Origin of the sequence: Chitinophaga sp. W3I9, from assembly GCF_050434025.1 — a bacterium.
Lineage (GTDB): Bacteria > Bacteroidota > Bacteroidia > Chitinophagales > Chitinophagaceae > Chitinophaga.
Genome location: NZ_JBNPWC010000001.1, coordinates 1,044,143 through 1,069,577, shown reverse-complemented (window position 1 = coordinate 1,069,577; position 25,435 = coordinate 1,044,143). Strand labels below are relative to the sequence as shown.

At 45.8% G+C, this 25,435-nt stretch carries 25 protein-coding genes; 7 read left to right on the top strand and 18 right to left on the bottom strand.

Annotation, left to right across the window (positions count from 1 at the left end; all coding sequences use genetic code 11):
* The first annotated feature begins 3 nt into the window (after nucleotides 1-3).
* Nucleotides 4-669: a DNA alkylation repair protein gene (locus QFZ51_RS04680; RefSeq protein WP_429043678.1), complete on the top strand. Its 666-nt coding sequence runs from the start codon at nucleotides 4-6 to the stop codon at nucleotides 667-669.
* Nucleotides 670-672: 3 nt separating this feature from the next.
* Here QFZ51_RS04680 and QFZ51_RS04675 read toward each other — a convergent pair whose 3' ends face one another.
* The gene (locus QFZ51_RS04675; protein ID WP_429043675.1) at nucleotides 673-1,938 is read right to left on the bottom strand and encodes a chloride channel protein; all 1,266 of its coding nucleotides are present in this window, start codon (nucleotides 1,936-1,938) and stop codon (nucleotides 673-675) included.
* A gap of 186 nt (nucleotides 1,939-2,124) precedes the next feature.
* On the opposite strand from QFZ51_RS04675, the gene QFZ51_RS04670 reads away from it, so the two are divergent.
* The 3 genes from QFZ51_RS04670 to QFZ51_RS04660 all read left to right on the top strand — a co-directional run bounded on the left by QFZ51_RS04670 (nucleotide 2,125) and on the right by QFZ51_RS04660 (nucleotide 3,706).
* On the top strand, nucleotides 2,125-2,703 hold the full coding sequence (locus QFZ51_RS04670; protein WP_429043672.1) for a protoglobin domain-containing protein: 579 nt from the start codon (nucleotides 2,125-2,127) through the stop codon (nucleotides 2,701-2,703).
* 34 nt (nucleotides 2,704-2,737) lie between these two features.
* Nucleotides 2,738-2,998, top strand: coding sequence for a DUF2024 family protein (locus tag QFZ51_RS04665; RefSeq protein WP_370909129.1), 261 nt, complete (start codon nucleotides 2,738-2,740; stop codon nucleotides 2,996-2,998).
* Nucleotides 2,999-3,097: 99 nt separating this feature from the next.
* On the top strand, nucleotides 3,098-3,706 hold the full coding sequence (locus QFZ51_RS04660) for a MarR family winged helix-turn-helix transcriptional regulator (RefSeq protein WP_429043670.1): 609 nt from the start codon (nucleotides 3,098-3,100) through the stop codon (nucleotides 3,704-3,706).
* Nucleotides 3,707-3,712: 6 nt separating this feature from the next.
* Here the strand turns inward: QFZ51_RS04660 and QFZ51_RS04655 are convergent, their stop codons facing one another.
* The 16 genes from QFZ51_RS04655 to QFZ51_RS04580 form a co-directional block, all read right to left on the bottom strand.
* Nucleotides 3,713-4,186: a GNAT family N-acetyltransferase gene (locus tag QFZ51_RS04655; RefSeq protein ID WP_370909127.1), complete on the bottom strand. Its 474-nt coding sequence runs from the start codon at nucleotides 4,184-4,186 to the stop codon at nucleotides 3,713-3,715.
* Between the two features lie 26 nt (nucleotides 4,187-4,212).
* Nucleotides 4,213-4,428, bottom strand: a complete 216-nt coding sequence (locus QFZ51_RS04650; protein WP_079471726.1) for a hypothetical protein — start codon at nucleotides 4,426-4,428, stop codon at nucleotides 4,213-4,215.
* A gap of 61 nt (nucleotides 4,429-4,489) precedes the next feature.
* The gene (locus tag QFZ51_RS04645; protein WP_429043667.1) at nucleotides 4,490-5,062 is read right to left on the bottom strand and encodes a DUF420 domain-containing protein; all 573 of its coding nucleotides are present in this window, start codon (nucleotides 5,060-5,062) and stop codon (nucleotides 4,490-4,492) included.
* A gap of 76 nt (nucleotides 5,063-5,138) precedes the next feature.
* A complete protein-coding gene (locus QFZ51_RS04640) occupies nucleotides 5,139-5,831 on the bottom strand; it encodes an SCO family protein (RefSeq protein WP_429043665.1) in 693 nt (230 codons plus the stop codon).
* A gap of 53 nt (nucleotides 5,832-5,884) precedes the next feature.
* Complete coding sequence (locus QFZ51_RS04635; protein ID WP_370909124.1) at nucleotides 5,885-6,289, bottom strand: cytochrome C oxidase subunit IV family protein; 405 nt, start codon at nucleotides 6,287-6,289, stop codon at nucleotides 5,885-5,887.
* Between the two features lie 82 nt (nucleotides 6,290-6,371).
* The gene (locus QFZ51_RS04630) at nucleotides 6,372-7,046 is read right to left on the bottom strand and encodes a cytochrome c oxidase subunit 3 (protein WP_370909123.1); all 675 of its coding nucleotides are present in this window, start codon (nucleotides 7,044-7,046) and stop codon (nucleotides 6,372-6,374) included.
* 27 nt (nucleotides 7,047-7,073) lie between these two features.
* On the bottom strand, nucleotides 7,074-7,655 hold the full coding sequence (locus QFZ51_RS04625; protein ID WP_370909122.1) for a cytochrome c oxidase subunit 3: 582 nt from the start codon (nucleotides 7,653-7,655) through the stop codon (nucleotides 7,074-7,076).
* A gap of 1 nt (nucleotide 7,656) precedes the next feature.
* Nucleotides 7,657-8,556 (bottom strand): heme o synthase, encoded by a 900-nt coding sequence (cyoE, locus tag QFZ51_RS04620; RefSeq protein ID WP_429043660.1) that lies wholly within the window; start codon nucleotides 8,554-8,556, stop codon nucleotides 7,657-7,659.
* Between the two features lie 125 nt (nucleotides 8,557-8,681).
* Nucleotides 8,682-10,493, bottom strand: a complete 1,812-nt coding sequence (locus tag QFZ51_RS04615; protein WP_429043657.1) for a cytochrome c oxidase subunit I — start codon at nucleotides 10,491-10,493, stop codon at nucleotides 8,682-8,684.
* Nucleotides 10,494-10,605: 112 nt separating this feature from the next.
* Nucleotides 10,606-11,658, bottom strand: a complete 1,053-nt coding sequence (locus tag QFZ51_RS04610; RefSeq protein ID WP_370909119.1) for a cytochrome c oxidase subunit II — start codon at nucleotides 11,656-11,658, stop codon at nucleotides 10,606-10,608.
* Between the two features lie 63 nt (nucleotides 11,659-11,721).
* Complete coding sequence (locus QFZ51_RS04605) at nucleotides 11,722-12,927, bottom strand: quinol:cytochrome C oxidoreductase (RefSeq protein ID WP_429043654.1); 1,206 nt, start codon at nucleotides 12,925-12,927, stop codon at nucleotides 11,722-11,724.
* 43 nt (nucleotides 12,928-12,970) lie between these two features.
* On the bottom strand, nucleotides 12,971-13,570 hold the full coding sequence (locus QFZ51_RS04600) for a c-type cytochrome (RefSeq protein ID WP_370909117.1): 600 nt from the start codon (nucleotides 13,568-13,570) through the stop codon (nucleotides 12,971-12,973).
* Nucleotides 13,571-13,653: 83 nt separating this feature from the next.
* Nucleotides 13,654-14,247, bottom strand: a complete 594-nt coding sequence (locus QFZ51_RS04595) for a DUF3341 domain-containing protein (protein WP_370909116.1) — start codon at nucleotides 14,245-14,247, stop codon at nucleotides 13,654-13,656.
* Nucleotides 14,248-14,295: 48 nt separating this feature from the next.
* Nucleotides 14,296-15,732 (bottom strand): NrfD/PsrC family molybdoenzyme membrane anchor subunit, encoded by a 1,437-nt coding sequence (nrfD, locus tag QFZ51_RS04590; protein WP_370909115.1) that lies wholly within the window; start codon nucleotides 15,730-15,732, stop codon nucleotides 14,296-14,298.
* Nucleotides 15,733-15,841: 109 nt separating this feature from the next.
* On the bottom strand, nucleotides 15,842-18,910 hold the full coding sequence (locus QFZ51_RS04585; protein ID WP_429043650.1) for a TAT-variant-translocated molybdopterin oxidoreductase: 3,069 nt from the start codon (nucleotides 18,908-18,910) through the stop codon (nucleotides 15,842-15,844).
* 69 nt (nucleotides 18,911-18,979) lie between these two features.
* The gene (locus tag QFZ51_RS04580; RefSeq protein WP_429043647.1) at nucleotides 18,980-20,254 is read right to left on the bottom strand and encodes a c-type cytochrome; all 1,275 of its coding nucleotides are present in this window, start codon (nucleotides 20,252-20,254) and stop codon (nucleotides 18,980-18,982) included.
* Nucleotides 20,255-20,704: 450 nt separating this feature from the next.
* On the opposite strand from QFZ51_RS04580, the gene QFZ51_RS04575 reads away from it, so the two are divergent.
* From QFZ51_RS04575 to QFZ51_RS04565, 3 genes are all read left to right on the top strand, one after another.
* Nucleotides 20,705-21,454: a copper resistance protein NlpE N-terminal domain-containing protein gene (locus tag QFZ51_RS04575; protein WP_429043645.1), complete on the top strand. Its 750-nt coding sequence runs from the start codon at nucleotides 20,705-20,707 to the stop codon at nucleotides 21,452-21,454.
* A gap of 171 nt (nucleotides 21,455-21,625) precedes the next feature.
* Nucleotides 21,626-22,201 (top strand): phosphoribosylglycinamide formyltransferase, encoded by a 576-nt coding sequence (purN, locus tag QFZ51_RS04570; protein ID WP_429043643.1) that lies wholly within the window; start codon nucleotides 21,626-21,628, stop codon nucleotides 22,199-22,201.
* A gap of 48 nt (nucleotides 22,202-22,249) precedes the next feature.
* Nucleotides 22,250-22,918, top strand: a complete 669-nt coding sequence (locus tag QFZ51_RS04565) for a hypothetical protein (protein ID WP_370909110.1) — start codon at nucleotides 22,250-22,252, stop codon at nucleotides 22,916-22,918.
* Between the two features lie 6 nt (nucleotides 22,919-22,924).
* Here QFZ51_RS04565 and QFZ51_RS04560 read toward each other — a convergent pair whose 3' ends face one another.
* The gene (locus tag QFZ51_RS04560) at nucleotides 22,925-25,390 is read right to left on the bottom strand and encodes a TonB-dependent receptor (protein ID WP_429043640.1); all 2,466 of its coding nucleotides are present in this window, start codon (nucleotides 25,388-25,390) and stop codon (nucleotides 22,925-22,927) included.
* Between the last annotated feature and the right edge of the window lie 45 nt (nucleotides 25,391-25,435).

The following is a 25,435-nucleotide window of genomic DNA, read 5'->3' as shown; positions in this document are numbered from 1 at the left end:
TACATGCGCTACCTCTCCCTGATCACGGATGCATACCTGGTGGCCGCCAATCCGGACAACGCGGTTGCTATGAAAGCGTATATGCGCAACCAGTTTGAATACCTGGGTATAAGTGCGCCGGAGCGCCGTCTTATCAACAAAGGATTGAAAGCAACATATGGATTACCCGCCATTGGTGATATGCCGGTGCTGATAAAAGCATTGTGGAAAAAACCGGAACGTGAATACCAATACGCTGCCATAGATTTTATGCAAATGTTAAACAAGGAATGGCGCGCAGAAGATATCCATCTCTTTGAATACATGATAGTTCATAAATCGTGGTGGGATAGCGTAGATGCCATCGTGTCGTGCCTCGCCGGTCCGTGGCTGAAAAAATTCGGGGAAGAATGGCCCGCCACTACCAATCGATGGATCAATAGTGAAAATATGTGGCTGCAGCGTGCGGCCATTATACACCAGAACGCATACAAGCAACATACCAATGAACAATTGTTGTATCGCTATATAAAACAGTGCGCAAGTTCTAAAGAGTTTTTTATCCAGAAAGCCATTGGCTGGGCCTTGCGGGAGTATGCTAAAACAAACCCCGGCAGTGTGCGAAAATTCGCAGACAGTCACACGCTGGCGCCACTCAGCAGGCGGGAAGCACTCCGCAGAATTAATTAATAATTATGCCCTGGTTAGTTCCTGTCGTTTTTTACGTTTGAAGACAGCAATACCATAAGCCAGGATACAGGCAAGTATGGCAGGAAGCGCTGCATTAATATCATGCGTCATTTCCAACAGTAATATAATAGCTGTTAACACCGCCCGGGAAGTACCCGCCAGCATAGCTCCCATCCCCACCAGCACTACAATCCCTGCATTAATCATTAAAGACGGAAAAGCCATTTGCAGGGGCGCTCCAATCAACAAGCCCAACGCGCCTCCTATGATCAGCAATGGAATGATACCACCACCTGTTTTGTTGGCGCCGGAGAAGAAAATCCAGGCGATCCATTTCATAAAGGCCAGTGTAAAAAGAATCGCCAGCGTTACGTGTGCCTCCAGCAGGTCACGCACATAACCTTCGCCGGTGCCCAGTATCCGGGGGAAAATATATCCAATAATACCCGTAAGCAATGCCGCCAATAACAAATACCAGGCATTGTATTTAGTTAGCACGCCGAACCATTTACCAATAAGATGGTACAATGCTGTACTTAATCTTGCCCACAATCCCACTATTACAGCTACTATCATATAGCCTATCATGGCCTTTGCACTCATAGCCGGCAGTGCTGTAAAGCTTAATACAGGAGTGGTGCCACGATACAGGTAGCTTCCTGCGGCAGCAGTGGCTGCAGCTGCTGCAACCGGTAATATACTGGCAAGCGTCCATTCTGCCAGAAACACTTCCAATGCCAGGAGTACAGCCGCCACCGGCGCTCCAAAGAGGCTGCCTAAAGTACTGCACATGCCTGCTGTAAAAAGCAGTCTGCACTCGTCACTGGTGCAGCCAAATAATTTACCGATCCAGGCGCCTAAGCCCCCGTTAAATAACATGGCGGCATTTTCTACCCCCAACGGATTACCGGCGCCGATGGCAACGGTCAATCCCAATGCACGAAGCAGGAACGAAGTATACCGGGCTATGGCAACAAGGAACAGGGCGCCCGCCACCGGAATACCAATGATCCACAATTCCCGTTCTGTATTTTCGATCCCCCTGTATGCAGTATCTATTTCCCCGTAGTAAACCAGTGAAGCAATCGCATGGATTATGACGTTAATGCCCCATGCTGCAACAGCGCCTCCCGCTGCCACCACTATGGCTGCAACAGAAAGATACAAAGTGCGCGATGCCTTTTTACCGGGTACATCTGCAGGTTCATATGCTGCTGCCGGTACAACCGGTAAACCGTTTTTTGTTATTGCGTATAGCTTATTAATCATGAAAGGGGTATTATCAACCAGATTATCAAAGCTATATAGTTCATTGTAGAATCACAAATAATTTTTTATTAATGTATTTAATAGCTAACGTATAGGAATATACGTCATTATATTTATTGTTTTAGTTAGGCAACCTTATTATATTTGTAATAACCAATCCGTGACGGAAACCAAAATTCAACATGTATGAATGACGCTATGCACCAAGGCACAGCTGGCGCTGATAACCCCCAACCCTCACTGGATGCACAAACCCTGGTCAGATTAAAAAGGATGTTGTTATTCACCCATGAGGACGAGCAATACCTGATGATGGCAGGAAACATCCTCGCTGCACATACAGAAGACATTCTGAATAACTGGTATGATACCATACTAAAGAATAATTATCTCGCCACCTATTTTACCAGGAACGGTGCTCCCGACGTGGGGTACCTGCAATCGCTCCGTCCGCATTTCCGTAAATGGATCACTGATTTATGTAACCGCCAGGAAGGCAAGCCGTGGTGGCAGTTTGAAGAGCGGATTGCTGCACAGCTTCAGTTCAGGTCTTCAGCGGAGCATGATATGGACCCGTTGCCCATGGTATACTTACGTTACCTGTCTTCTTTTATATACCCCGTTTCCGAAGCAGGCCGGCCTTATTTAAGCAAACACGGGCGCCCGGCTGCTGAAGTAGAACGTATGCAGCAGGCCTGGTTCAAAGCAATAAGTTTTAGTGTATTGTTATGGGTATACCCTCAACCCCGACAACTCCCTTTTTAGTGTAACCATTTACGTTAGTATCAAAAGTATTCCTATGGAAGTTGCTGTATTCGACACTTATGTTAAGAAAAAAGATGGGAGATATCTTCATTTCGATATCATCGTTACAAAGGAAACCTCCTTTGATGAAGTACTGAATTATGGCAATACCTATCTTCAAACCAAAAAAGGAGAGGGGTTAATTGTTTCCCGGAAAGACTGCCGCTTTTGCCATATCACTGAAATTATACCACGCTGGGAAACCCAGATCCGGCAAAAAGGCTATTATATCCATGAATTGGAGGGTTGTCACTGAAAAAAGCCGGATTCACTCAGGAATGTCACTAATATGCTATTTCACACCATATATTTATATTGTACCTTGCCACACTAACTATAAGGACAGCAAGAATATATGGGGAAAGTTTCCACATTCAGCCCTGCACAGCAGGCAGAAGACACACCTAGTAAAGTAGTGGCCTCCCTGGAGCGATTATCAGAAGCCTTCCGCGTATTATTATGGCAGGAAGCAACTCAGTATGGACTTAGTCCCATACAAATCCAGGTACTTACCTTTTTACTACACTACCCGGAGGAAAAACGTACTGTAACCACCTTGGCATCGTACTTTAACATGACCAAAGCCACCATCAGCGATGCGGTAAAATCATTGGAACAGAAGAACTACCTGACTCGTAAGGCAAGCCCTACAGACACCCGGAGCCACACTTTACACCTGGTAAGGGAAGGAAAAGCGGTTGCCAGGAAAGTAGAGCAATTTGCGGATCCACTGCACGCAACCGTAGCACAGCTGCCATTGAAAGACCAGGCCGGACTGCTGGAGCAGCTCATGCAGCTGATTTACCAGCTGAATCAACAGGAAATTATTTCCACTCAGCCTATGTGCTTTAACTGTGAGCATCTCAACGAAAAGAAGGGTTACCACTGCAACAAACTAAAGATCTCTTTAAACAACGGTGGGTTAAGAATGGAATGTCCTGTTTTCAAACTCCGCGAAGAGTAGCCGTTATTATTGAACACGGGGCAACTGGCAGGTCATTTCATTGTCTCCGGCCACAAAGCCGAACTGCTCATATAATAAGCGTCCTTCTTTACTGGTATGCAGGCTCACCTTCCCGGTATTGCGTGCTTTAGCTTCATCGAGGATCTTTTGCAGCAGCGCTTTTGCAATACCTTTCCGCCGGAAGGCAGGAAGCGTGTATACGTTCAGAATATAGGCCACTTTGCCTTCAAGGTTGTGGTACAGCGGCGGCTGGTTATAAAAAACTATGCCCGCGCTGGCCACCACCTTGCCTTCTGCATCGGCAAACCAGTTTACAAAATTGTTTTTAGAGAGATGTTCTGTTAAGTAGACCCTTAGCTGATCCTTCAACACGGCATCCTGGGAGTTATCAGACTTAGGGTAAATTTCTTTCAGAAACTGCAGCCGCAAATGCACTAACTGCGGGATATCCGTGATATCCGCCTTTCTGTAGGTAATCATAGTTATTTTGGGTTATACGAAAATTGTCAGGCTTCTTTATTACTTCTCCACCACCGGAATGCCAGAAAACCTATGATAGCCAGGGGCGTTAGGGCCAGCATCAGAATACCATTGTTCAAACCTTTCGCCGGGCCTTCGCCCAGCTGCTGAGCCGTTTTAGTACACAGGGAACATTGCGCCATTACTGATCCGCTCATCACCGTCAAAAACACTGTCAGTAAAAACAAACCTGTCTTCTTCATAGTATTGTTGTTTGATCTCACAAAATTAGGCTATCTGTCTTAAAAAATCTCCTTAATTCTATCAGTGGTAATAGGGAGAAATCATAATATAAACAATCACACCCGTTACTGCCACATAAAACCAGATAGGCCACGTAATACGGGCAATTTTGCGATGACGCGGAATATCATTCTGAAAGCCGCGCAGCAGGGTGAAAAGCACCAATGGCACAATAATAGCCGCCAGTACGATATGTGTCAGCAACAGGAAATAGTAAATATAACGGATGCCGCCCAGCATGGCTTTTTCACCGGCATCCACAATACCGTTGTGATCCAGGTCGCCGAACCGGGTTTCTGTAGCCAACGCATGGTAAGTAACATACGACAGCAGGAACACGGCCGACAAACCCACTGCAATTAAATTGGTGATCTTATGGGCTTTTACATGTCCGTTCTTTATAAAATATAAAGTGGCCAATAGTAAAACGGCAGTGCTGGTATTGAGGATAGCGTGGAACAGCGGCAGTATCCTGATATCAAAACCAGGATGCATTTCCGGCTTGGGCAACACAAACAATAACGCCACCAATGCGGGTATAACTATCGATACGATGGTGATAGGCGTATTGAGATTTCTGTTCTTAAGTTCCATATCCACTAAATGTAAAAGGTGAATAAAGAAAGGTGAACAACCTTTCCTTATTCACCTTTCCTTTATAATTATTTTATTATTTCTCTCCGGAGAACAGCTTTTTGAGGAAGGCTCCAAAACCCGGTCGGTGTCTTTCTTTTGCCAGATGCAATATGGCGATATCACCAGCGCATCTTTTTACATCATTGGAATCAAGACCGTTATAATATCCCCGGATATTCCTGTTTTTGTCGATTAATACCAGCTTCTCGGTATGTATGAAGTCGTCCGGACCACCGTCTCCCTGTGTTACAGAAACAAAAAAGTCGTTTCTGGCGAGGTCGTAGATTTCTTTTTTACTACCTGTGAGCAGCCACCAGTTATCGGGATTTATCTGGTATTCGTAGGCGTACTTACGCAGCTTATCTACCGTATCCCTTTCCGGGTCTACTGAAAAGGAGAGGATCTGCAGCAAAGAATCATTCTTTACATAAGCGCTCTGTACCTTTTTCAGGTTCTTTGTTAAAGTAGGACAGATACTTGGACAGGAGGTGAAAAAGAAATCAACCAGTAACACTTTTCCTTCCATATCTTTCAAACTCACCTGTTCTCCAAGTTGGTTGGTAAGTTTAAAATCTCTGATCTTATGAAAAACGGTATCGTATGAAACTTTACCATCTTCAGAGATCGTATCTACTCTTTCCGGGATGAAGTATCCGGGTACAGGTACCACATTTTTTCCGTAGTGATCTACAATGAGATAACCCAAAAGCGGCACCAATATAGCCAACGACACTCCTAATAAAGCCCTGCGAGAGATGATCCTGATAGTTTATGATGAAATTAATAATGATGTCCTTCTTTTGCAGGAGCCTTTGGTGCTTCCACCGGCGTACCTGGTTTCAGGTCTTTCCGCATGTTTTTCCAGGAATCCCCTTCATACAGGAATGCAACGATAAACCATACAAATAACAGCAACGGAATCAATATGGTAAGGATCAGGTTCTTGATTTCGTGACCCAGGTGCATGAATTCAGCAACTATATAGAAAGCTTTCACCACGGTGAGACCAACGAAGATGGCATTCAGGAATACCCTGCTCGGGAAACCAGTTTCCAGATGTAAAAAGGCCAGACCTACTTCCACCATTGTGATACACAACAGGATCCAGAACGTTCTCCAGATTGTTTTGGTAGATGAATCGGCATGTGCAGCTTCATGCCCAGCCTCAGTATGTGTATGCTCCATTATTATTTAAATTAAATAAATTCTAAAAATCAGATTCCAAATAATCAACAACAAACCTTGTACTATTCTGCTTGTCTTTTACTCAGAGCAGGTAGAAGCAGGTGAATACGAATACCCAAACCAGGTCTACAAAGTGCCAGTACAAACCTACTTTTTCCACCATTTCGTAGTGACCTCTGTGCTCATAAGTACCTTTCAGTACGTTCGCAAGGATTACGATATTCAGGATCACACCGGAAGTTACGTGTAAACCGTGGAAACCGGTAATAGTAAAGAAGAAGTTGGTAAAGTTGGTAGATGCCAGTGTGCCGTCAACATTCATGAAAGGATTACGACCCCACCATGCACCTTCGTGGTACAGATGCGTCCATTCCCATGCCTGACAGCTCAGGAACGCGATACCACCAATGATGGTCCAGATCATCCATTTGGCCACTGCTTTTTTATCTCTCATGTGACCGGCGTGTACTGCCAGTACCATGGTTACAGAACTCATGATGAGAATGAAGGTCATCAAACTCACAAATACCAACGGTAAGTTGGCATGGCCCATGCCAGGGAAGGAGCGGAACACTTCATTCGGATCAGGCCAGGACGGACTGGAAAACCGGATGGTACCATATGAAATCAATAATGCGCCGAATGTGAACGCATCTGACATCAGGAAGTACCACATCATCAACTTACCATAGCTCACATTAAAGGGAGAATATCCTCCGGCCCACCATTTTTTCTTCGCTGTAACTGCTGTATCCATTGTTTGTTTTATAAAATTTTACAAAGTTTATCTGGCGATACTTAAAAAAATTAACAGGTAAATCCACAGTACGTCCACGAAATGCCAGTATGTTGCGGCTACTTCAATGGGCACTGCGCTGTAGGTCCGTACACGGGTTCTGTAAGCCCTGCCAAACATAATAAGCAGTGCTACTACACCACCCAGCACGTGCAGCATGTGCACTCCTACGATAACATAAATAAAAGAAGCGGAAACAGGCCCGTTGAGGGGCAGTCCTACCGACTTCAATTGTGAAAATCCTATCCACTGGCAGGCCGCAAACACCACACCCAAAAATGCTGTGAGGGTGATCAGTTGTTTGTAACGCTGCATATTCCTTTCTCTGAACTGCTTTAAAGCCAGGTGTATTGTTACGCTGCTGGTTAAAATTACGGCAGTGGATATCCAGAAAATATGCGGCAGTTCAAATGCCAGCCAGTTTGCCTGGGATCTTTTAACAATGTAAGCACTGGTAAACCCTATGAACATCATGGTAATACTACCCATGGCGATCCATAAGGAATATTTATGCGGATGTATTTTCTTACGTTGTTCTAATGTCATAGTATCCATCACTCCTCTTTTCATTTTACGCTTTGTCCAGCAGTTGTACCAGCTGAACAATTGTCAGATAAATATAAGATCCGAACATGAGCTTTCTCGCTGCAGGAACATCGTTCTTTCTGTACAGGTTAACTGCCCTGTAAAGGAAGAAACCTCCCGCCAGAATAGCCACTATGGCAGAAATGCTTCCAGTGATCTTCAGGAGGTATGGCGCTACGCCGGCGGGAATCAGCAACAACGTGTACATGGTGGCCTGTATGGCGGTGTACTTGTTAGGCTCTCCGCTGCCCGGCAGCATTTTAAAACCTGCCCTCGCATAATCTTTATACGCAATCCAGGCAATGGCCCAGAAATGCGGAAATTGCCACAGGAACTGGATAGCAAACAACGACCAGCCACCTTCGCTCAGGTTGTTGGCGCCGGCTGCCCAACCGATCAGGGGAGGCATGGCACCAGGAATAGCTCCTACCAGCACGGCAAGAGAGTTCCATTTTTTCCAGGGCGTGTACACAAAACCGTATAACACCAAAGATAACCCGCTCAATGCAGCACTTAACCAGTTAAAGCAGTACCCCATTACGAGGAGTCCCGCAACACCGGTTACCGCAGCCAGCGCTATCGCCTCGTTGTCGTGCATACGCCCGGAAGGCAATGGACGAACAGCGGTGCGCGCCATCAGTTTATCTGTCTCCTTCTCCCAAATCTGGTTAATGGTATTGGCTGATCCGGAAACCAGCAAACCACCAGCAAATAATAAAAGAACTTTTACTAAGTTAAACTCCACGCCAGGCACCAGCAGGTAACCAACCACAGATGAAAATACCACCATAAAGGTGAGATTAAACTTCATTAACTGAGAGTAATCTTTCACCTTGCTTGCTACCGCATATGATGACGACAATTTTATGGAGTTTTCTTGCAACATTTTTTTTCTAGCCACATCCCGGGTTTAAGTCCGGAACAAATTTACAAACATCACAGTGAACAAAATCCCGGAAGGAAGATTTTTCGCCTGAAAGGTGTCTTCCTGCCGGAATTCCGAACTATATTTTAGTGCGCTGATTCATTAGGTCCGATAGGCTCTGTTTGCGGAATGAAATCTCTTCCATCCTTGCTATAGTCATAAGCCCAACGGTATACTTCAGGAATTTCACCAGGCCAGTTACCGTGACCGGCATGGATAGGTGTAGTCCATTCCAGGGTAGTTGCGTTCCACGGATTCTGTGTGGTCATCTTTCTACCTTTGAAAATGCTGTAGAAGAAGTTGAACACAAACAGCAGCTGTACTGCAAATACCAGGATTACCACAATAGTGATGAACTCATTCAAACCACCAAACTGTTTGAAGGAAGCCCAGCCGGATACATCATAGTACCTTCTTGGCATACCCGCCATACCTTCGTAGTGCATTGGCCAGAAGATCAGGTAAGCACCGATCATGGTTACCCAGAAGTGGATATAACCAATGGTCTGGTTCATGAAACGGCCATACATTTTAGGGAACCAGTGGTAGATACCGGCAAACATACCAAAGAACGCAGATACACCCATTACAATGTGGAAGTGAGCGATTACGAACATGGTATCATGCAGGTGAATATCGATAGAAGAGTTACCTAACCAAATACCTGTTAAACCACCGGAGATGAAAGTGCTCACAAAACCGATAGAGAACAGGGAAGCAGGCGTAAAGTTGATATTACCCTTCCAGATAGTAGTGATCCAGTTAAATACCTTGATGGCAGATGGTACCGCAATCAATAAGGTTAAGAGTACGAAGAATGCACCCAGGAATGGATTCAAACCTGTTACGAACATATGGTGCGCCCAAACCAGGAAGGCCAGGATACAGATGGCGAACAGGGAACCGATCATCGCCAGGTAACCAAAGATAGGCTTGCGGGAACTTACCGCCAGTACTTCAGAAACCATACCCATCGCCGGGAGGATGATAATATATACCTCAGGGTGACCTAAGAACCAGAATAAATGTTGATAGAGAATAGCGCTACCACCTTCATTTGCCAGTGCTTTACCAGCAATAAAGATATCAGACAGGTAGAAGCTGGTACCAGCGTGACGATCCATGAGCAGCAGGATGAAACCTGACAGCAATACAGGGAAAGACAATACGCCCAATACAGCAGTGAAGAAGAATGACCAGATAGTCAAAGGCATTTTGGTCATCGCCATACCTTTGGTACGCATGTTCAGCAGTGTGGAGATATAGTTCAAACCACCCAGCAGCTGCGAAACAACAAACAGCGCCATACTGGTCAACCAAAGATCCACACCTATTTTAGAACCGATGGAAGCGTCTCCCAATGCACTCAGCGGCGGATACATCGTCCAACCTCCGGAAGCCGGACCTGTTTGAACAAACAGGGAAGCCATCATTACCAGGCTGGCCAGGAAGAAGAACCAGTAGCTCAAACAGTTCATAAAAGGGGAGGCCATGTCACGTGCACCTACCTGCAAAGGAATCAGCAGGTTAGAGAAGGTACCGCTCAGGCCGGCCGTTAATACAAAGAATACCAGGATGGTACCGTGCATTGTTACCAGTGCATAGTAAGCTTCCGCTGTAATGCGGCCACCTTTAGCCCAATGACCCAGGATACTTTCCAGCCAGGGGAAAGTGGCATCAGGAAAACCAAGTTGCAAACGGAACAGTACAGAGAAGAAAGCACCAATGATAGCCCAAACGATACCAGTAATCAGGAATTGTTTGGCGATCATTTTGTGATCCATGCTGAACACATATTTCGAAATGAAACTGTCTTCATGGTGGTGCTCATGATCATGATGATCATGCGCTCCGTGCATTACCTCCTGTTGACTGTGCAATGTTGCTTCGTTACTCATAATCGGTTCGGTTTATTATAAACTAACGCCCGGGAAGTATCGTCGTTTGTCAGTTTGTCTTTTTAGTTTTTAATTGTACTCCGTCAAAAATTCTTCTACACAAAATTACAGCTTACTGAATATTTGCAGCTACTGCTTTTTGTGTGCTATCTGCTTTGGCTTCGCCGGCAGGCGCAGCCGGAGCTGCAGTGTCAGCGTGTGTCAGGCTGTATGTTGATTTCTGGGCAGCTACCCATTTATCATATTCTGCCTGAGTTTCCACCACTATCACGCCTCTCATGGAGTAGTGACCGCTACCACACATCTGATCGCAGGAAATTTCATAGGTGAAATCCGGGTTACCGGTTTTTTCCTTCATTTGTTTAGTAGTGTACTTAGGTGTAAACCACAGGGTAGTAGGGATACCGGGAACCGCATCCATTTTCATGCGGAAGTGAGGCAAACCTACGTCATGGATTACATCGCGGGAACCAATGATGAATTTTACCGGTTTACCAACTACCAGGTGCAGTTCGGTAGGCATAAAGTCATCCTTGTTCAAAGGATCGTTCCAGTCCAGACCCAGTTCATTACCGGCGGAAGGATCAATATTCTTAATGTCACGACGACCCAGTGCGCCATCCTTACCAGGATAACGGAAGATCCAGTTAAACTGTTTGCCGGTTACTTCTACCACAGCAGCGTCTTTTGGCGCTTCTGAGGTAAGCTGGAACCAGTGTTTCAAACCAAAAGCCACCAGTACTGTTAAGGCAATAGCCGGGATAACGGTCCAGATAACTTCCAGTTTATTATTATGCGGAAAGTAAAATGCTTTACGGCCTTCTTTCTCCTGGTATTTGAATGCAAACCAGAACAATGCAACCTGGGTAACCACGAACACGATACCGGTGATGGCCAGTGTTACGTAAATGAGGGTATCAACGCCTTCGCCCTGTTCTGATGCAGATTCGCCCAGGATCTTGCCCTTCAGCAAATCATTACAGTAGTACACTCCTATAAGCCCCAGCACCAGGAATGCAATCAGCAGGAAACCATTTATACGGTTGCTTTGCTCGCGCGCTTTCTTTTCTCCCTTCAATATGGACACATATTCGCTCGCCTTCGCAATCTGGAAGATGACTATGAATATGAGAACAACAACTAAGACTGCTAAAAATCCTGACATTGCTATATGAAATAATTAAGTTATCTAATGCTTTTCTTTTGCCTAATCTCCTTGATCACCCAATTAGGTGTGGTGAATGATACTTTCTTTCAGGTAAGGATGATTCTTCGGAACCAATGCAGCTTTAGTCAGCTGGTTAGATACCAGGAAGATGATCAGTCCTACGAAACCGAGTCCGAGTCCGAATTCATACCAAGGGAATACCAGGGTTTTAACGGTACCTGGGTAAACCATTTGCCAGAAATCCAGCCAGTGACCGAAGATGATCACAATAGCGATGAAAACGATGGCAGTATAGTTACGTTTGGTGTCCCTTTTCATCAGGAACAACAACGGAGTAACAAAGTTGATCAGGAGGTTCAGGAAAAAGATTGGTCTCCACTGGCCCCAAACACGCGGCTGGAAGTATTCAGTTTCTTCCGGCATGTTGGCGTACCAGATCAGCATGTACTGGGAGAACCAGAGGTAAGTCCAGAAAATGCTGAATGCAAACATGAATTTACCCAGATCGTGCAGGTGCTCTTCCGTTACATAAGCGAGATAACCGTGTTTTTTCAGATATACTACGAACAGTGCTATCAGCGACAGACCGGATACCCAGGTGCTGGCGAAAGTGTACCAGCTGTACATGGTAGAGAACCAGTGTGCATCGATACTCATTAACCAAACCCATGGTGTGGTAGATCCAACGCTCAGGGTAAATACTACCAGGAAGCCACCGCATACAACGGTATTTCTCCAGAGTAATTTACGGCCTGTTTCAGGACGCAGATCCCATCCATCTTCTTCGATAGACATTTTGCGGAGCTTCAGGGTAAAGAATATCCAGAGGCCCAGTGTCAGGATAGTAGCTACGGTAAAGAATCCTTTGTTCAGGAAAGCAGATTTCCAGGTCAGGATCTTATCCTCCGCTACGTGATGTGCGTTTACCCAGTGGTAAATATCTTCTTTTCCACCAAAAACAAGGATCATTACAATCACAAATAAAATGGCAGACAAAACAGGAACGGCCATTGAAATCGCTTCAGGTACACGGCGGAAAGCAATCTGCCAGCCACCATGTGCCAGGGTAGTGGCAGCTATAAAGAAGGTGCTCGCCAATGTAATCAGCAAAAAGAAGCTGCTGTTTTGCAACAGACCGGCCCAAAACCGTGTCGCGTTCTCACCTCGAAACGCAATTAATCCGATCAATAACGTCAGCAAGCCCACGCCCATTAACACGAAGCTGGTCTTTTTTAATCTTGCCGGTACTACAAATTGGTCTTTCATTACTGTATATTAAAATACTTGATTGAAATTCAGTTTAACTCATTTATTTAGCTGCAGTGCTATCGTTAGCAGGAGCGGCAGACGGGGCGGCAGCACCTGGCTGTTTACTCTTGATATAAGCAGCAATCTTCCAGCGCTGGTCTCTGTCGAGCTGACTGGCATAACTACCCATCATGTTATAACCATAAGTCATTACATGGAACAGGCGGCCTTCTGTGTAACCGGATTTTGCACCGGCAATCAGGTTGGCAGGAGCTGCAGGATAAGGTCCATCTCCACCTTTGTACAGCGGACCATTACCATCTAATGCAGTACCATGACAGATACCACAGTAGATATTAAATAAACGTTCGCCTTCCTTCAGATCAGATGGCGTAATAGTTAATGGATTCTTTACCAGATTAGCCAGTGCCGTATCTGATTCTTTCAGATGGTATGGCAAAAGTTCTCCTCTTTTTACTGTTCCTTCCACTGGCTTCAGGCCTGACAAACGAGCACTGTAAAATTCATACGCACGGGATTCATACATGTCTGGCATATAAATCCTGCCGGGCTTTCTGTTATGCTCCCCTCTGTTACAGGCTGCCAGGAAAGCTCCAGTTGCCAATGCGGCTACAATCAATATGTTGGAAGTCCTTTTCATCAGAAATTATTTATCTAGCTTTCATTAGTTCTTGCTTGCTCAAATCCTAATGTCGCAACGGTATGTTTTAGCTGTTATTTTAATTAAGCGTTTGCGGTCTGAATCTTACGGAGATAAGGCTCATCGTCCTTATCGTATCTTCCGAACCACCATCCTGCTTCAGCCTTCTGCTCATTGATATCCTGTGCACCTGCAGCAGCGAGGAAGCTCTTTACTTCTTCCGCATTGGTTTTTTCTGTCAGCTCTATTACCATCACAAACTTATCGTCTGTTTGTCTTGGATGGAAGATGTGTTTCTTTACACCCGGCATTAACTGGCACAGATAACAGAAAGTCATCACCATACCCACCGCCGCAAATAATACGGTCAGCTCAAAGGTGATAGGAATGAAAGCTGGTAACGGGAAATGTGGTTTACCACCAATGTTCAGCGGCCAGTCTACATTAAACACCCAACTCATGAAACCCAATGCTGTAGTGGTACCAGTGATACCATATATGAAACCGGCTGTGTGCAGACTGGTTTCTCTTAAACCCATTGCATGATCGAGGCCGTGAACAGGAAAAGGAGTGTATACATCGTGCAATTTGTATCCTGCAGTGCGTACTTTCTTTACTGCCGGAAACAATACCGCCTCATCGTCAAACAAGCCTACAACAAATTTTTTAACAGCCATATATTTAAAAATTCAAATTCCAGGTAATAAGTTCTCTTAATTCATCTATTAATGTGCGTGAGCCACATCATGAGCAAATTTCTCTGCAGGCTCTTCTTCGTACACTTCCATTTTCTCCTTGTAGTTCTGACCGGATGTTTTCAGGATTGACTTGATTTCAGCCAGTGCAATTACAGGGAAATATTTAGCAAACAGGAAATAGCAGGTAAAGAACAAACCGAAAGTACCCATGTAGAAACCTACTTCAGGCCAGGACGGACGATAGTATGACCAGCTGGATGGCAGGTAATCGCGGTACAGTGAAGTACAGATGATTACGAAACGCTCGAACCACATACCAATGTTCACAATGATGGACATTACGAAAGTCACCATTACATTTCTTCTCATTTTACGGAACCAGAATACCTGCGGCGTTACCACGTTACACGTCATCATGATATAATATGACCATCCTAACGGACCGGCAGCACGATACTTGAAGAAAGTAGCGAACTCGTAAGGGTTAGCGCCATACCATGCCATGAATAACTCAGTCAGGTAAGCACAACCTACTACAGAACCCGTTAACACAATTACCTTGTTCATGGCTTCCATGTGACCCAGGGTAATGTATTCTTCAAGATGTAATATTTTACGTGTAATGATCAGCAGCGTTTGTACCATCGCAAATCCGGAGAAGATCGCACCCGCCACAAAGTAAGGAGGGAAGATGGTAGTATGCCAACCAGGAATTACAGAAGTCGCAAAGTCAAAAGATACGATCGTATGTACAGACAATACCAGTGGAGTAGCCAAACCTGCCAGTACCAGCGACAGCGCTTCATGACGTTGCCAGTGCTTGGTAGAACCGGTCCAGCCGAATGCTGCTACACCATATAATAACTTGCGCAATTTTGTTTTAGCCCTGTCACGAACACTGGCGAAATCCGGAAGGAGACCAGAGTACCAGAACAGCAGGGATACGGTAAAATAAGTAGAGATCGCAAATACGTCCCAGAGGAGCGGAGAGTTAAAGTTAACCCATACCGGACCGCGGGTATTTGGATAAGGCAGAATGAAAAACGCCATCCATACACGACCCATGTGAATGATCGGGAACTGACCGGCGCACATTACCGCGAAGATCGTCATCGCTTCCGCCGCACGGTTCACCCCTGTACGCCAACCCTGGCGGAACAGCAGGAGGATCGCGGAAATCAGGGTACCGGCGTGACCAATACCTACCCACCATACGAAGTTGGTAATATCCCAACCCCAACCGATGGTTTTATTCAGATTCCATACTCCGACACCGAAATAGATCTGCCAGAACACGGAAAAGGCACCAAAGCCCAACAGTGTCAGGGAGATGAAAAAGCCTACATACCACAGTTTTCCGGGCTTCCCTTCAATGGGACTAATGATATCTTCCGTTACCTGGTGATAATCCTTAACCCCGTCTACCAAAGGTTCTCTCAGTGTGGATTCGTATTTTAAATGCATATTCTATAAGCTTTTAGCTGCTAGCTTCTAGCTACTAGCCCTTGTCTTTTGTTATGATCTCAGATTCTGTTCTTTCTGTCTTTTTCTTAACGGTTACCGGTTAAGACCATTACGCGTGATGCGCTTCTTCCTTGTGAGCAGACTCTTTTTCTGCTTTAGGAGCGGCATCCTTGTTTCTGATCTTCGCCAGGTAGCTGATAGATGGCAGTACGTGTGTTTCTTCCAACACATAGTACATCCTGTCTACCTGCTGCTCGTTACGAATCTTATAGATTTCGCTGTTCTTGTCGTTGATGTTACCAAATACAATCGCATCAGCGCCACAAGCTTGCTGGCAGGCGGTTTTAGCAGCTCCATCTTTCAATGGGTGACCAGCTTTCTTCGCATCCAGTTTCGCTTCCTGTAAACGTTGTACGCAGAAAGAACATTTTTCCATCACACCACGGCTACGAACCACTACATCCGGGTTCAGTACCATGCGCGTCAGGTTATCGTTCATATCAGCTACATCGTACAGGTTGTTTTCAAAGCTGTCAGCACCATTCCAGTCTCTCCAGTTCAGGCGACGTACTTTGTAAGGACAGTTGTTAGCGCAGTAACGGGTACCGATGCAACGGTTGTAAGCCATCTGGTTAATACCTTCAGAGCTGTGGTTGGTTGCGCCAACCGGACAAACGTTTTCGCAAGGCGCGTTATCGCAATGCTGACACAACATCGGCTGGAACACCACTTCCGGATTCTCTTCATCCCCGCTGAAGTAACGGTCGATGCGGATCCAGTGCATTTCATGCGCTTTAGCCACCTCTTCTTTACCTACAACAGAAACGTTGTTTTCTGCCTGGCAGGCAATTGTACATGCACCACAACCGAAACAGGTGTTCAGATCAATAGACATGCCCCATTTGATACCAGGGTAGCTGTAATTAGGATACAGGGTAGCATCCTTGCGGAAGTCAGGACCAAATTTCTTCAGTTCCAGTCTGTCTTCGTTTACCTCTTTAGGGTTCTTGATGAACTCTTCCAGGGTAGTTTCTTTAACGATCGGACGACCTTCGTAACTATTATGTGTTTGCGTTAAAGCAACAATTTCTTTTTGACCGGTAGCCTCTACTGTTGCGTCAACAGCGAAGTAGTCGAAGTTCTGACCATTGAAGCTAACAAGCGGATAAACATTTTTACCGATACCACCGGCAGCTCTTCCTACATTATTGCTCCGGCCGTAACCTACTGCAATAGCGATTACTTCAGGGTGCATACCCGGAACAATCAGCAGCGGCAGTTCGATTTCTTTACCGTTGGCTTTAACCTTCAGCACTTTCTTCTCTGCGTTGATTTCGTAATCATCACCTAATTGAGTAGAGAAAGTTTTAGCCAGTTTGTTGGAGATACAGGCGTAGTTACCCCAGGTAGAACGGGTGATCGGATCAGGCATTTCCTGTAACCATGGGTTGTTGGCAGATCTGCCGGTACCGATAGCTACTTTTTCATAAAGCACCAGTTCCAGTTTACCACCTTTCTTGGCACTGCCGATCTTCGATGCAGCACCGGCAATATCACCGGCAAATGTAGCACCACCTAAAGCAGGAGCTGCAGCTGGTTCAACAATACCATCCTGTAATGCTTTATCCCATGCTTCCTGTCCGCCCAGTTTGCTGATCCACTCATTTTTCAGGTAGTCAGCCCAGGTAGTAGTAGTGTTACCAGACCAGGTGAGGAGGGTATCCTGTATAGCGCGTGTTTTAAACAGCGGCAGGATAGTAGGTTGGGCAAAGCTATAGTAACCTGCTCTTCCTTCAGCATCGTTCCAGGATTCCAGGAAGTGATGATCAGGAGCTACATATTTACACAGTTCAGTTGTTTCGTCGTTTCTGTCGTTAAAGGATACCGCGACTTTCACTTTCTTCAGACCTTCTGCGAATTTCTGAGATTCAAAGTAGTCGTAAGCAGGATTAGCGCCATAAATCAGTACAGCACCGATGCTGCCTGCGTTCATATCGCTTACCAGTTTGGTCATGTCGCTGTCGATACCCTGACGGTAGTTGGATGGAGATGCGAAATCGATGGTAGTACCATTGGCGCCAACGATGTTGTTGATGGCGTTTACAATGATCTGTACATTTACATCGTTAGAACCGCTTACTACCAGTGCTTTACCGGCATTGGCCTTCAGTGATTCCGCTGCTTTTTTGATACCATCTGCTACACGTTTGTCAGCAATAGCCGGAGCGGTAACGCTGCCGCCAACTGCTGCCAGCAGTGCCAGTGCTACTGCACCGGTTTCAGAAGGTTTGTGTGTATATCTTTCGTCCGCGTTTGCACCGGTAAGGCTCATATGGCTTTCGAACGCGAAAAGTTTGGACATTTCGGGTTTCTGAGCATTGATCTTACGGGTAGAAGAAAACTGGCGGGCATATTCAACAGGGTTCAGCCAGGTTCCGATAAAGTCTGCACCTAAACTCACTATCGCTTTGGCATTTTCAAAGTGGTAGGAAGGAACAACTCTTTGACCGTAAGAGGCTTCATTTGCCTGCAGCATACCGGAGTAAGAAACTGCATCGTATACTACGTGGCGGGAGTTTGGATATTTTGCCAGGAACTCGCCGATCACTTTTTTGGTAGTGGGGCTGAGTAAAGTGGCGCTTAATAAAACAACAGGAGCACCGCCTAATCCGGCCAGTGCTGCACCTACTTGTTTATCCAGTTCTGCCCAGGTTGTTTCCGTACCACCAATAGATGGGAAACGGAGACGGGCAGTATCATACAGGCTTAATACAGCGCCCTGTACTTTGGCGGATGTAGCGCCCTGTGTGATAGCTGATAAAGTATTCCCCTCCATTTTGATGGGACGACCTTCGCGGGTTTTCACCACAACCGGTACGTATTCGCCATCAATGGCGTAAGAAGAAGCATAATAATTGGCTACACCCGGGGTGATCTCTTCCGGTTTGTTTACATACGGAATCGCTTTCTTAACCGGTGTTTCACAGCTGGCAGCAATAGCGGCTGCAGCGGTGGTGAACCCCAGATATTTCAGAAAATCCCTGCGGGGGGTAGTAGCATTCAACAGGCCTTCACTCTCGAACGGAAGTTCTTCACTGAATTCATTCTTCACAATTTCCTGATGCGCATCGGTATTGTGCAACTCCTCCAAGCCTTTCCAATACTTTTTTTGCTCCATGTTATATTAACGAGTTACGTTTATAAATTTGATATCTTCTGATTAAGAGAAAATCTCTCTAAATCCTTCCTAGTAGTGACATTTTTGACATTCAGTACCACCTACCATCTCAACTGTTACGCTATCGATCTTCTTATCTTTAATATCCTGATGAAGCTTTTCGAAGATGCTGTAATAGTTGTTGTCCGCAAACTGCACTTTGGTAGTACGGTGACAGTTGATGCACCATCCCATAGAGAGATCGGCAAACTGATGTACTTCATCCATTTCGGTGATGGCACCGTGGCAGGTTTGACATTGTTGCTGACCGGCAACCACGTGTTGAGAGTGGTTAAAGTAAACGTGGTCAGGCAGGTTGTGGATTTTAGTCCATTCGATCGGTCTGCCTGGCTTGGTATATTTACCAGCTTCAGGATCCCAGCCTACGTAATCGTATAATTTTGCAATTTCAGCAGTACCATCTACCTTCTTACCTTCTGCAGTTGTCAGCTCAGGACCGGAGTATTCCTTAATGGCCTTGTGACAGTTCATACAGATATTTTCAGAGGGGATCATTGCATGCTTGCTCTTCTCAGCACCGGCGTGGCAGTACAAACAGTTGATCTGGTTGATACCCGCATGCACCTTATGGCTGTAGAAGATAGGTTGCTCCGGCATATAGTCTTTCTGGCGACCCAGGCCGATAGCCCCCTGAATAGTGAAGTAACCGCCTATCATGAACAGCACCAGGATAATCAGCGCCAGGTAAGCTTTATTTTTGTAGAAAGGAACAGGATCCGGAGTAGGAACACCCTCTTTATCACCCGCCAGCTTATTCAGGTTGCTGTTGATCTGCATGAGGATCAGCGCTACTACTGCAAGGATCAGTGTGATGATACCAAACAGTAAACTGTTGTCATTGCCTTTGTCTTCAGCACCTTCAGTTGCACCAGCTTCAGCAGGTTTGGCGCCTCCGGGAGTTTTCGCTTGCTCAACTTTTACGTAAGCCAGGATGTCGTCAATTTCCTCGTTGGATAACTGGGGAAACGGCGTCATCGCTGTCTTGTTGTACTCCTGGTACAGAGCATTAGCATACTTATCTCCCGTAGCCAGTACAGACGCAGAGTTGTGGATCCACTGGTGCAATAATTTCTTATCGGGCCAGCGATCTTCTACCCCCGCTAATGCAGGACCTGTCAGCTTCTTATGGACATTATGGCAGGAAGCGCAATTTGTTTGGAATAATGCTTTACCCTTCGCTGGATCCGCTGCCTTAACAGAAGAAAACGGAATTACTATACTAGCGCATAGAATAAGCACACTCACAAAATGCTTGCGCAAAAGAATGGAAACACGACGATACACAGCCTATATAGTTTAGATTTGACCTAAAGTTTCTTAAAAGTGCCAGCAAAAATAAGACAGAATGTTGACAATTTACCAACAATTAAAAAAAATTATTGTCTTATAGAATGCTGTTTTTAACCCGTTTTTTGAACAACGATTGAGCTGAAAGTCTTGCTGCTGGCCTATTTAAACACTTTGTTTAATATTTCCTTTCAAAACTTATTATTTTAATTGAAAGTTCAATTCCTCTGTGGGCGCACGTCTACATCATAACGTGGGGCAAGGTTTGCGGGGATATAATTATAATATATGCAGATGAAAATCAAATAGTGGTCCCCTATATCCTTCAACACACAATATAATATATTATCTGTCAGCGCAGTTAATTTCTGCGAGAGTTGTTATTTTTACCTTTATAACCTGCCGGCGGACCAGAATGTTCAATCCACCACCGAAAAAATCGCTCCCATGAAAAAAAGTATCATATTCCCCGTTTTGCTTACCGCCTTCGTGGCCTGTAATAATAATGCCTCCACCACCCAAAACGATAGCACCACGCAAAAAAGCACACCGGGTATAACCACCCCCGCCGTGATAACCGGCACCTACCAGGGTACCCTCCCGTGCGCCGACTGCCCCGGTATGGACTACCAGATCAGTTTGTTTGACGATCATACGTTTCATGAACTGGTGGCTTACCAGGGAAGAGGACAGGGGATAGCCTCCGTGGAAACCGGTACCTGGAAACAAACCTCCGACTCCACCGTAATGCTTCAAAAGAAAACGGACAGCACCTCCTTCCTCGCCTCTGAAGGAAAACTCCTCCTCCTCGATACCAAAGGCAAACGGATTGAAGGTGTGCTGGCCAGCAACTATATCCTCAAGCCGGTAGAGGGTGGCGACCGCAGGCAACTGCTCGCCGAAAAGACAAAAGCCGGCATCCGGTTCACCGCCAACGGCAACGAACCCTTCTGGAGCCTCGATCTTGATAACAAAAAAATACGTTTCAACAACGTTAACGGCGACAGCCTGCAGGCAACCCTGCCCCCTGCAAAACCCAATACCGATACTTTAAAGGTGTATACCACACCGGATATCACGGTAAGTATCCGCAACACCGTTTGCACCGACGATATGAGCGGACTGATGAAACCCAATACCGTACAGGTTCAGGTGAAAGACAAAACATACCAGGGCTGCGGGGAATATCTCAAATAAGGATCAAGTCCACCTCAACTCCCCATCAAGTCCACCTCAAAGGCGTGTCAAAGGCTGGTATAAAGCATGCCTGAAGCGTATTCCAGGCATGTTGGGGGCCTCTTTATATTCATTACTTTAAATCCCTGCTAAATTATCTATTTTTGTACCCTACTCAAACAGTAAGAGATTTTGAAAAATATTGCCATATTCGCATCGGGTGCAGGAAGCAACGCGCAGAAAATTATAGATCATTTCAAACAGTCAGATAAGGCCAGGGTTACCGTAATTGTATGTAACAAACCCGGAGCCGGTGTTTTACAGATTGCCGAACGCGAAGGCATTACGAGTATACTCATTGAAAAGGAGGCCTTCCTCCATTCAGATAAATACATCCAGTTATTAAAAGAGCAAAAGATCGACCTGGTAGTGCTGGCCGGATTTTTATGGAAAATCCCCGCTAACCTGGTACAGGCTTTTCCTAACCGCATTATCAATATCCATCCGGCCCTGTTACCAAAATTTGGCGGGAAAGGAATGTATGGACATTTTGTGCACGAAGCCGTTATCGCTGCCGGAGAAAAAGAAAGTGGGATCACCATCCACTTCGTGAACGAGAAATACGACGACGGGGAAACGATCCTGCAGGAACGCATTATCATTACACCGGAAGATACGCCCGAGTCGGTAGCACGTAAAGTACAAGCGCTGGAACATCAGTGGTTTCCGGTAATTGTGGAACGATTATTGACCGGTTCTGAAAGCTGACAAACGCCCGGATGGAGGTCCTGAAGCCAGTCTAACCCTTACAACTGTATGAAAAAGACACTGCTGTTAATATGGTTATCCTGTTCGTTTATTTTATCATCCTCTGCCCAGGATGGTAAAACACAATTGAGCAAAAACACCTTTCTTAAAGTAAATCCCACCACCTTAATTAATGAACTCGATATTTACCTGGAACAGGAAATAACTGATAAATTCAGCCTGGAGGTAGGTATCAGTGGTATCTATACCGATTATCCGGATTATGTGCTGGCGAAAAAGATTGACATCGGCCAGAAAAAACCAGACATCAGTACGGAACAATTTGTGGACGGCCGGGGCCTCGGCTTCCGCGTGGGTGCACGCCTGTACCTTATTTCACAGGAAATGTCGCCCTCCCGCGCAGCCGGCACTTACTTTGAACCTGTATTATTCGTTAAAAAGGTGTTCTATCCTAATGAAGACAATACCTTCAGTAATATTACCTACACTAACTCCGGCGATAAAACCGTAATTGGCCTGCAGCTTTTAATAGGCCGGCAGTTCAAAAAGGACCGCTTTATCCTGGATCCCTTCATCGGCGTAGGTATCCGCAGTAAAATCTATAAATACAGTACCTATCATTTCGATGACGACAAAGTATCACTGAACGATGGTAAAATGGTCAGCATACTGCCAAGTCTCCAGATAGGTATTAAAATGGGACTTAAACTATGGTAATCTTCCCTAAAACGGTACAATCACTTTAGCGCTGAAATTTCTGCCCATGTTATATATGCCCAGCCGCCCATTGGGGGAGGAGCTGTAGTATTCAAAATATTTCAACCGGTTCATATTGGCCTGGTAGGCTACGTTGGCCACATTATCCAGCTGCAGGAATACTTCACACACCGTTTTCCCTTTTTTGTTAAGAATACCCGAACCGGCGCCTATATTGAAAAGAGTATATCCCGGCGTAAATGTTTCAGTATCATCCACCCCGTAAAAATGGGGCTGGTCAGCGATAATATCAGCCTCCACACGGGCATAGGCTTTGGTGAATATCCCATAATTGCGTTGGGTGGTTGCCTTCAGCTCGCTGCGTATATGCGTGGGGGGTATAAACGGCAGATACCGCGCCTCGTCGCCATGCGTACTAATCAGTTCCATATTCCGGTTACGCCCCTGCGTGTAGGCGATACTGTTATTCATAGTCAGCCAGGCAATACTCCGCGGATGGAGATTCACACTCACTTCCGCTCCAAATAACCTCGCGGCAGATTGCTGGTACTTGTAAGTAGCGTTACCTGGCACAATTACCACCGGGTTGCCAGTATTATCATATAGCTTTGCCTGGTAGATATAGTTCTCAATATTATTGTTAAACAACTCCACACTGATATCCGCATCCGGCAACCAGGCCTGAATGCCAATATCTTCCTGCAAACTGAACTCCGGCTTAAATCCACGGTTTCCCAGGTATACAATATGCGCCCCCGGATCAAGACCGTTGGAGCCAATCTCTGTGATATTCGGGGCACGGTAGCCCCTTGCAATGTTAGCCTTTACCAGCACCCGCTCGCTGATGTTCCAGGTAGCGCCCAGGCTGCCGGAAATACCGGTATACTGATGACTGAAAGAAGGGAACTGCAGATGGGCTCCCGCGGTATCCGGCAACTGCGCATGCTGCTCAAAGCCATTCTGTTTATTGGGTCCCACGTAGAAATCATTCCAGCGGATAGAGCGGTTATCGTAGCGGATACCACCCGATACATCTACTTTACCAAAAGACTTCCTGGCAAAAATAAATCCGCCTATGTCAAACAGGTTATAATCCGGAATGGGGAAATCGGTGCCGTTCTTACTTTTATTCGACTGGTACATACCGTTTACCCCTATGGTTGTTTCCAATCCGTTCATTACCGGCAAATTGTAGCGCACATCATAGTTCAATGTATTCAGCACCACGTACAGCCCAGGCTGCTCAGGCATCTCCGGGTGATTATACTCCCGCCGGATACTTTGCTGCACGCCAATCATGGTATTAACATCGCCGGTACCCACATTCCATTTGGAATGGTTATACACGCGATAATGCTGGATACGCTGATGCAACGGGTTAATGGTGTAAGTGCGCAGCTCATTTTCCGGCACCAGTGGCCGGTCTTTTATATCATCCCCACTGTCTTTCACCTGCTTTGTAAACTTGCGGGTCAGGGAATCACGGCTGCCATCAGGAATTTCCTGTGTATTGTCATAAAGTGTAGCGCCGAACTGGGAATGCCCCCACGATTTATCTACCCTTGCCAATGCCGTGAGATTATACTCCCGGAAGGCCGTGCCGTATACAAACCCATCCACGCTGTTGCGGTAATTATGCGCTGCCTTTACAGTGCCCCGCAATACATATTTCCAGTCGTTTTGCCGGTAAGCCAATCCAAGTGAAGAACCTATCATCCCGTTATTACTGTGGTAATCAGTGAGAAAGCTGCCCTGTAATTTTCCGGGTGTCAGTTCCGGGATGTCGGGGATCATGTTGATCACGCCGGCCAGGGCATCGGAGCCATAGGTAAGACTGGCAGGGCCTTTCACCACTTCCGCCCGTGCAATGCCGTATTGGTCTATTTCAATGCCATGTTCATCCCCCCATTGTTGTCCTTCCTGCCGTACGCCATCGAACAGCGTCAGTACACGGTTGTAGCCCAGCCCACGGATAAATGGTTTTGAAATATTGGGGCCGGTGGTTACCGCGCTTACACCCGGTACTCCTTTAATAATAGCATCGATGATGTTATTATTTACATTCATATTCATTTCCCTCTTACCAATAACGGCAATGGGTATAGGATTTTTCCGGACAGCCGTGGCGCGGGATACACCGGTTACTACTACTTCATCTAATTTCGACAGATCCTCTTCCAGTGAAACATTCAATACCGTTGTCTGACCTGCGGTAATTTGTTTCTTCAGCTTAACCGTTTGGTATCCTACCATTGATATTTTGATATCATAAGTACCTGCTGCCAGGTTTTTTATATTGAAAATACCCTGCTGGTCGGCTGTAGCGCCGGTACGCAGGGCAGGAATGGCAATGTTGGCAAATTGCACCGGCTTCCCCTCTTTGTTCACCACCGAGCCTTTCACCATGCCTTGCTGGGCATATGCTGTAGTAATGATTAATAAGAAGAATAGTAATGTAGATACTTGTTTCATGCGTATAAGTAATGTAGGTTTTAAACTTTAGTATAGTGTTTTCAC

Bases quoted from the DNA above. Each gene is read 5' to 3' on its own strand.
- cyoE (WP_429043660.1), bottom strand. From the start codon at position 8,556: ATGTTGCAAGAAAACTCCATAAAATTGTCGTCATCATATGCGGTAGCA.
- QFZ51_RS04670 (WP_429043672.1), top strand. From the start codon at position 2,125: ATGAATGACGCTATGCACCAAGGCACAGCTGGCGCTGATAACCCCCAA.
- QFZ51_RS04665 (WP_370909129.1), top strand. From the start codon at position 2,738: ATGGAAGTTGCTGTATTCGACACTTATGTTAAGAAAAAAGATGGGAGA.
- QFZ51_RS04680 (WP_429043678.1), top strand. From the start codon at position 4: ATGCGCTACCTCTCCCTGATCACGGATGCATACCTGGTGGCCGCCAAT.
- QFZ51_RS04600 (WP_370909117.1), bottom strand. From the start codon at position 13,570: ATGAAAAGGACTTCCAACATATTGATTGTAGCCGCATTGGCAACTGGA.
- QFZ51_RS04560 (WP_429043640.1), bottom strand. From the start codon at position 25,390: ATGAAACAAGTATCTACATTACTATTCTTCTTATTAATCATTACTACA.
- QFZ51_RS04645 (WP_429043667.1), bottom strand. From the start codon at position 5,062: ATGGAACTTAAGAACAGAAATCTCAATACGCCTATCACCATCGTATCG.
- QFZ51_RS04635 (WP_370909124.1), bottom strand. From the start codon at position 6,289: ATGGAGCATACACATACTGAGGCTGGGCATGAAGCTGCACATGCCGAT.
- QFZ51_RS04655 (WP_370909127.1), bottom strand. From the start codon at position 4,186: ATGATTACCTACAGAAAGGCGGATATCACGGATATCCCGCAGTTAGTG.
- QFZ51_RS04595 (WP_370909116.1), bottom strand. From the start codon at position 14,247: ATGGCTGTTAAAAAATTTGTTGTAGGCTTGTTTGACGATGAGGCGGTA.
- QFZ51_RS04615 (WP_429043657.1), bottom strand. From the start codon at position 10,493: ATGAGTAACGAAGCAACATTGCACAGTCAACAGGAGGTAATGCACGGA.
- QFZ51_RS04660 (WP_429043670.1), top strand. From the start codon at position 3,098: ATGGGGAAAGTTTCCACATTCAGCCCTGCACAGCAGGCAGAAGACACA.
- nrfD (WP_370909115.1), bottom strand. From the start codon at position 15,732: ATGCATTTAAAATACGAATCCACACTGAGAGAACCTTTGGTAGACGGG.
- QFZ51_RS04605 (WP_429043654.1), bottom strand. From the start codon at position 12,927: ATGAAAGACCAATTTGTAGTACCGGCAAGATTAAAAAAGACCAGCTTC.
- QFZ51_RS04585 (WP_429043650.1), bottom strand. From the start codon at position 18,910: ATGGAGCAAAAAAAGTATTGGAAAGGCTTGGAGGAGTTGCACAATACC.
- QFZ51_RS04650 (WP_079471726.1), bottom strand. From the start codon at position 4,428: ATGAAGAAGACAGGTTTGTTTTTACTGACAGTGTTTTTGACGGTGATG.
- QFZ51_RS04575 (WP_429043645.1), top strand. From the start codon at position 20,705: ATGAAAAAAAGTATCATATTCCCCGTTTTGCTTACCGCCTTCGTGGCC.
- QFZ51_RS04610 (WP_370909119.1), bottom strand. From the start codon at position 11,658: ATGTCAGGATTTTTAGCAGTCTTAGTTGTTGTTCTCATATTCATAGTC.
- QFZ51_RS04675 (WP_429043675.1), bottom strand. From the start codon at position 1,938: ATGATTAATAAGCTATACGCAATAACAAAAAACGGTTTACCGGTTGTA.
- QFZ51_RS04625 (WP_370909122.1), bottom strand. From the start codon at position 7,655: ATGAAAAGAGGAGTGATGGATACTATGACATTAGAACAACGTAAGAAA.
- QFZ51_RS04565 (WP_370909110.1), top strand. From the start codon at position 22,250: ATGAAAAAGACACTGCTGTTAATATGGTTATCCTGTTCGTTTATTTTA.
- QFZ51_RS04630 (WP_370909123.1), bottom strand. From the start codon at position 7,046: ATGGATACAGCAGTTACAGCGAAGAAAAAATGGTGGGCCGGAGGATAT.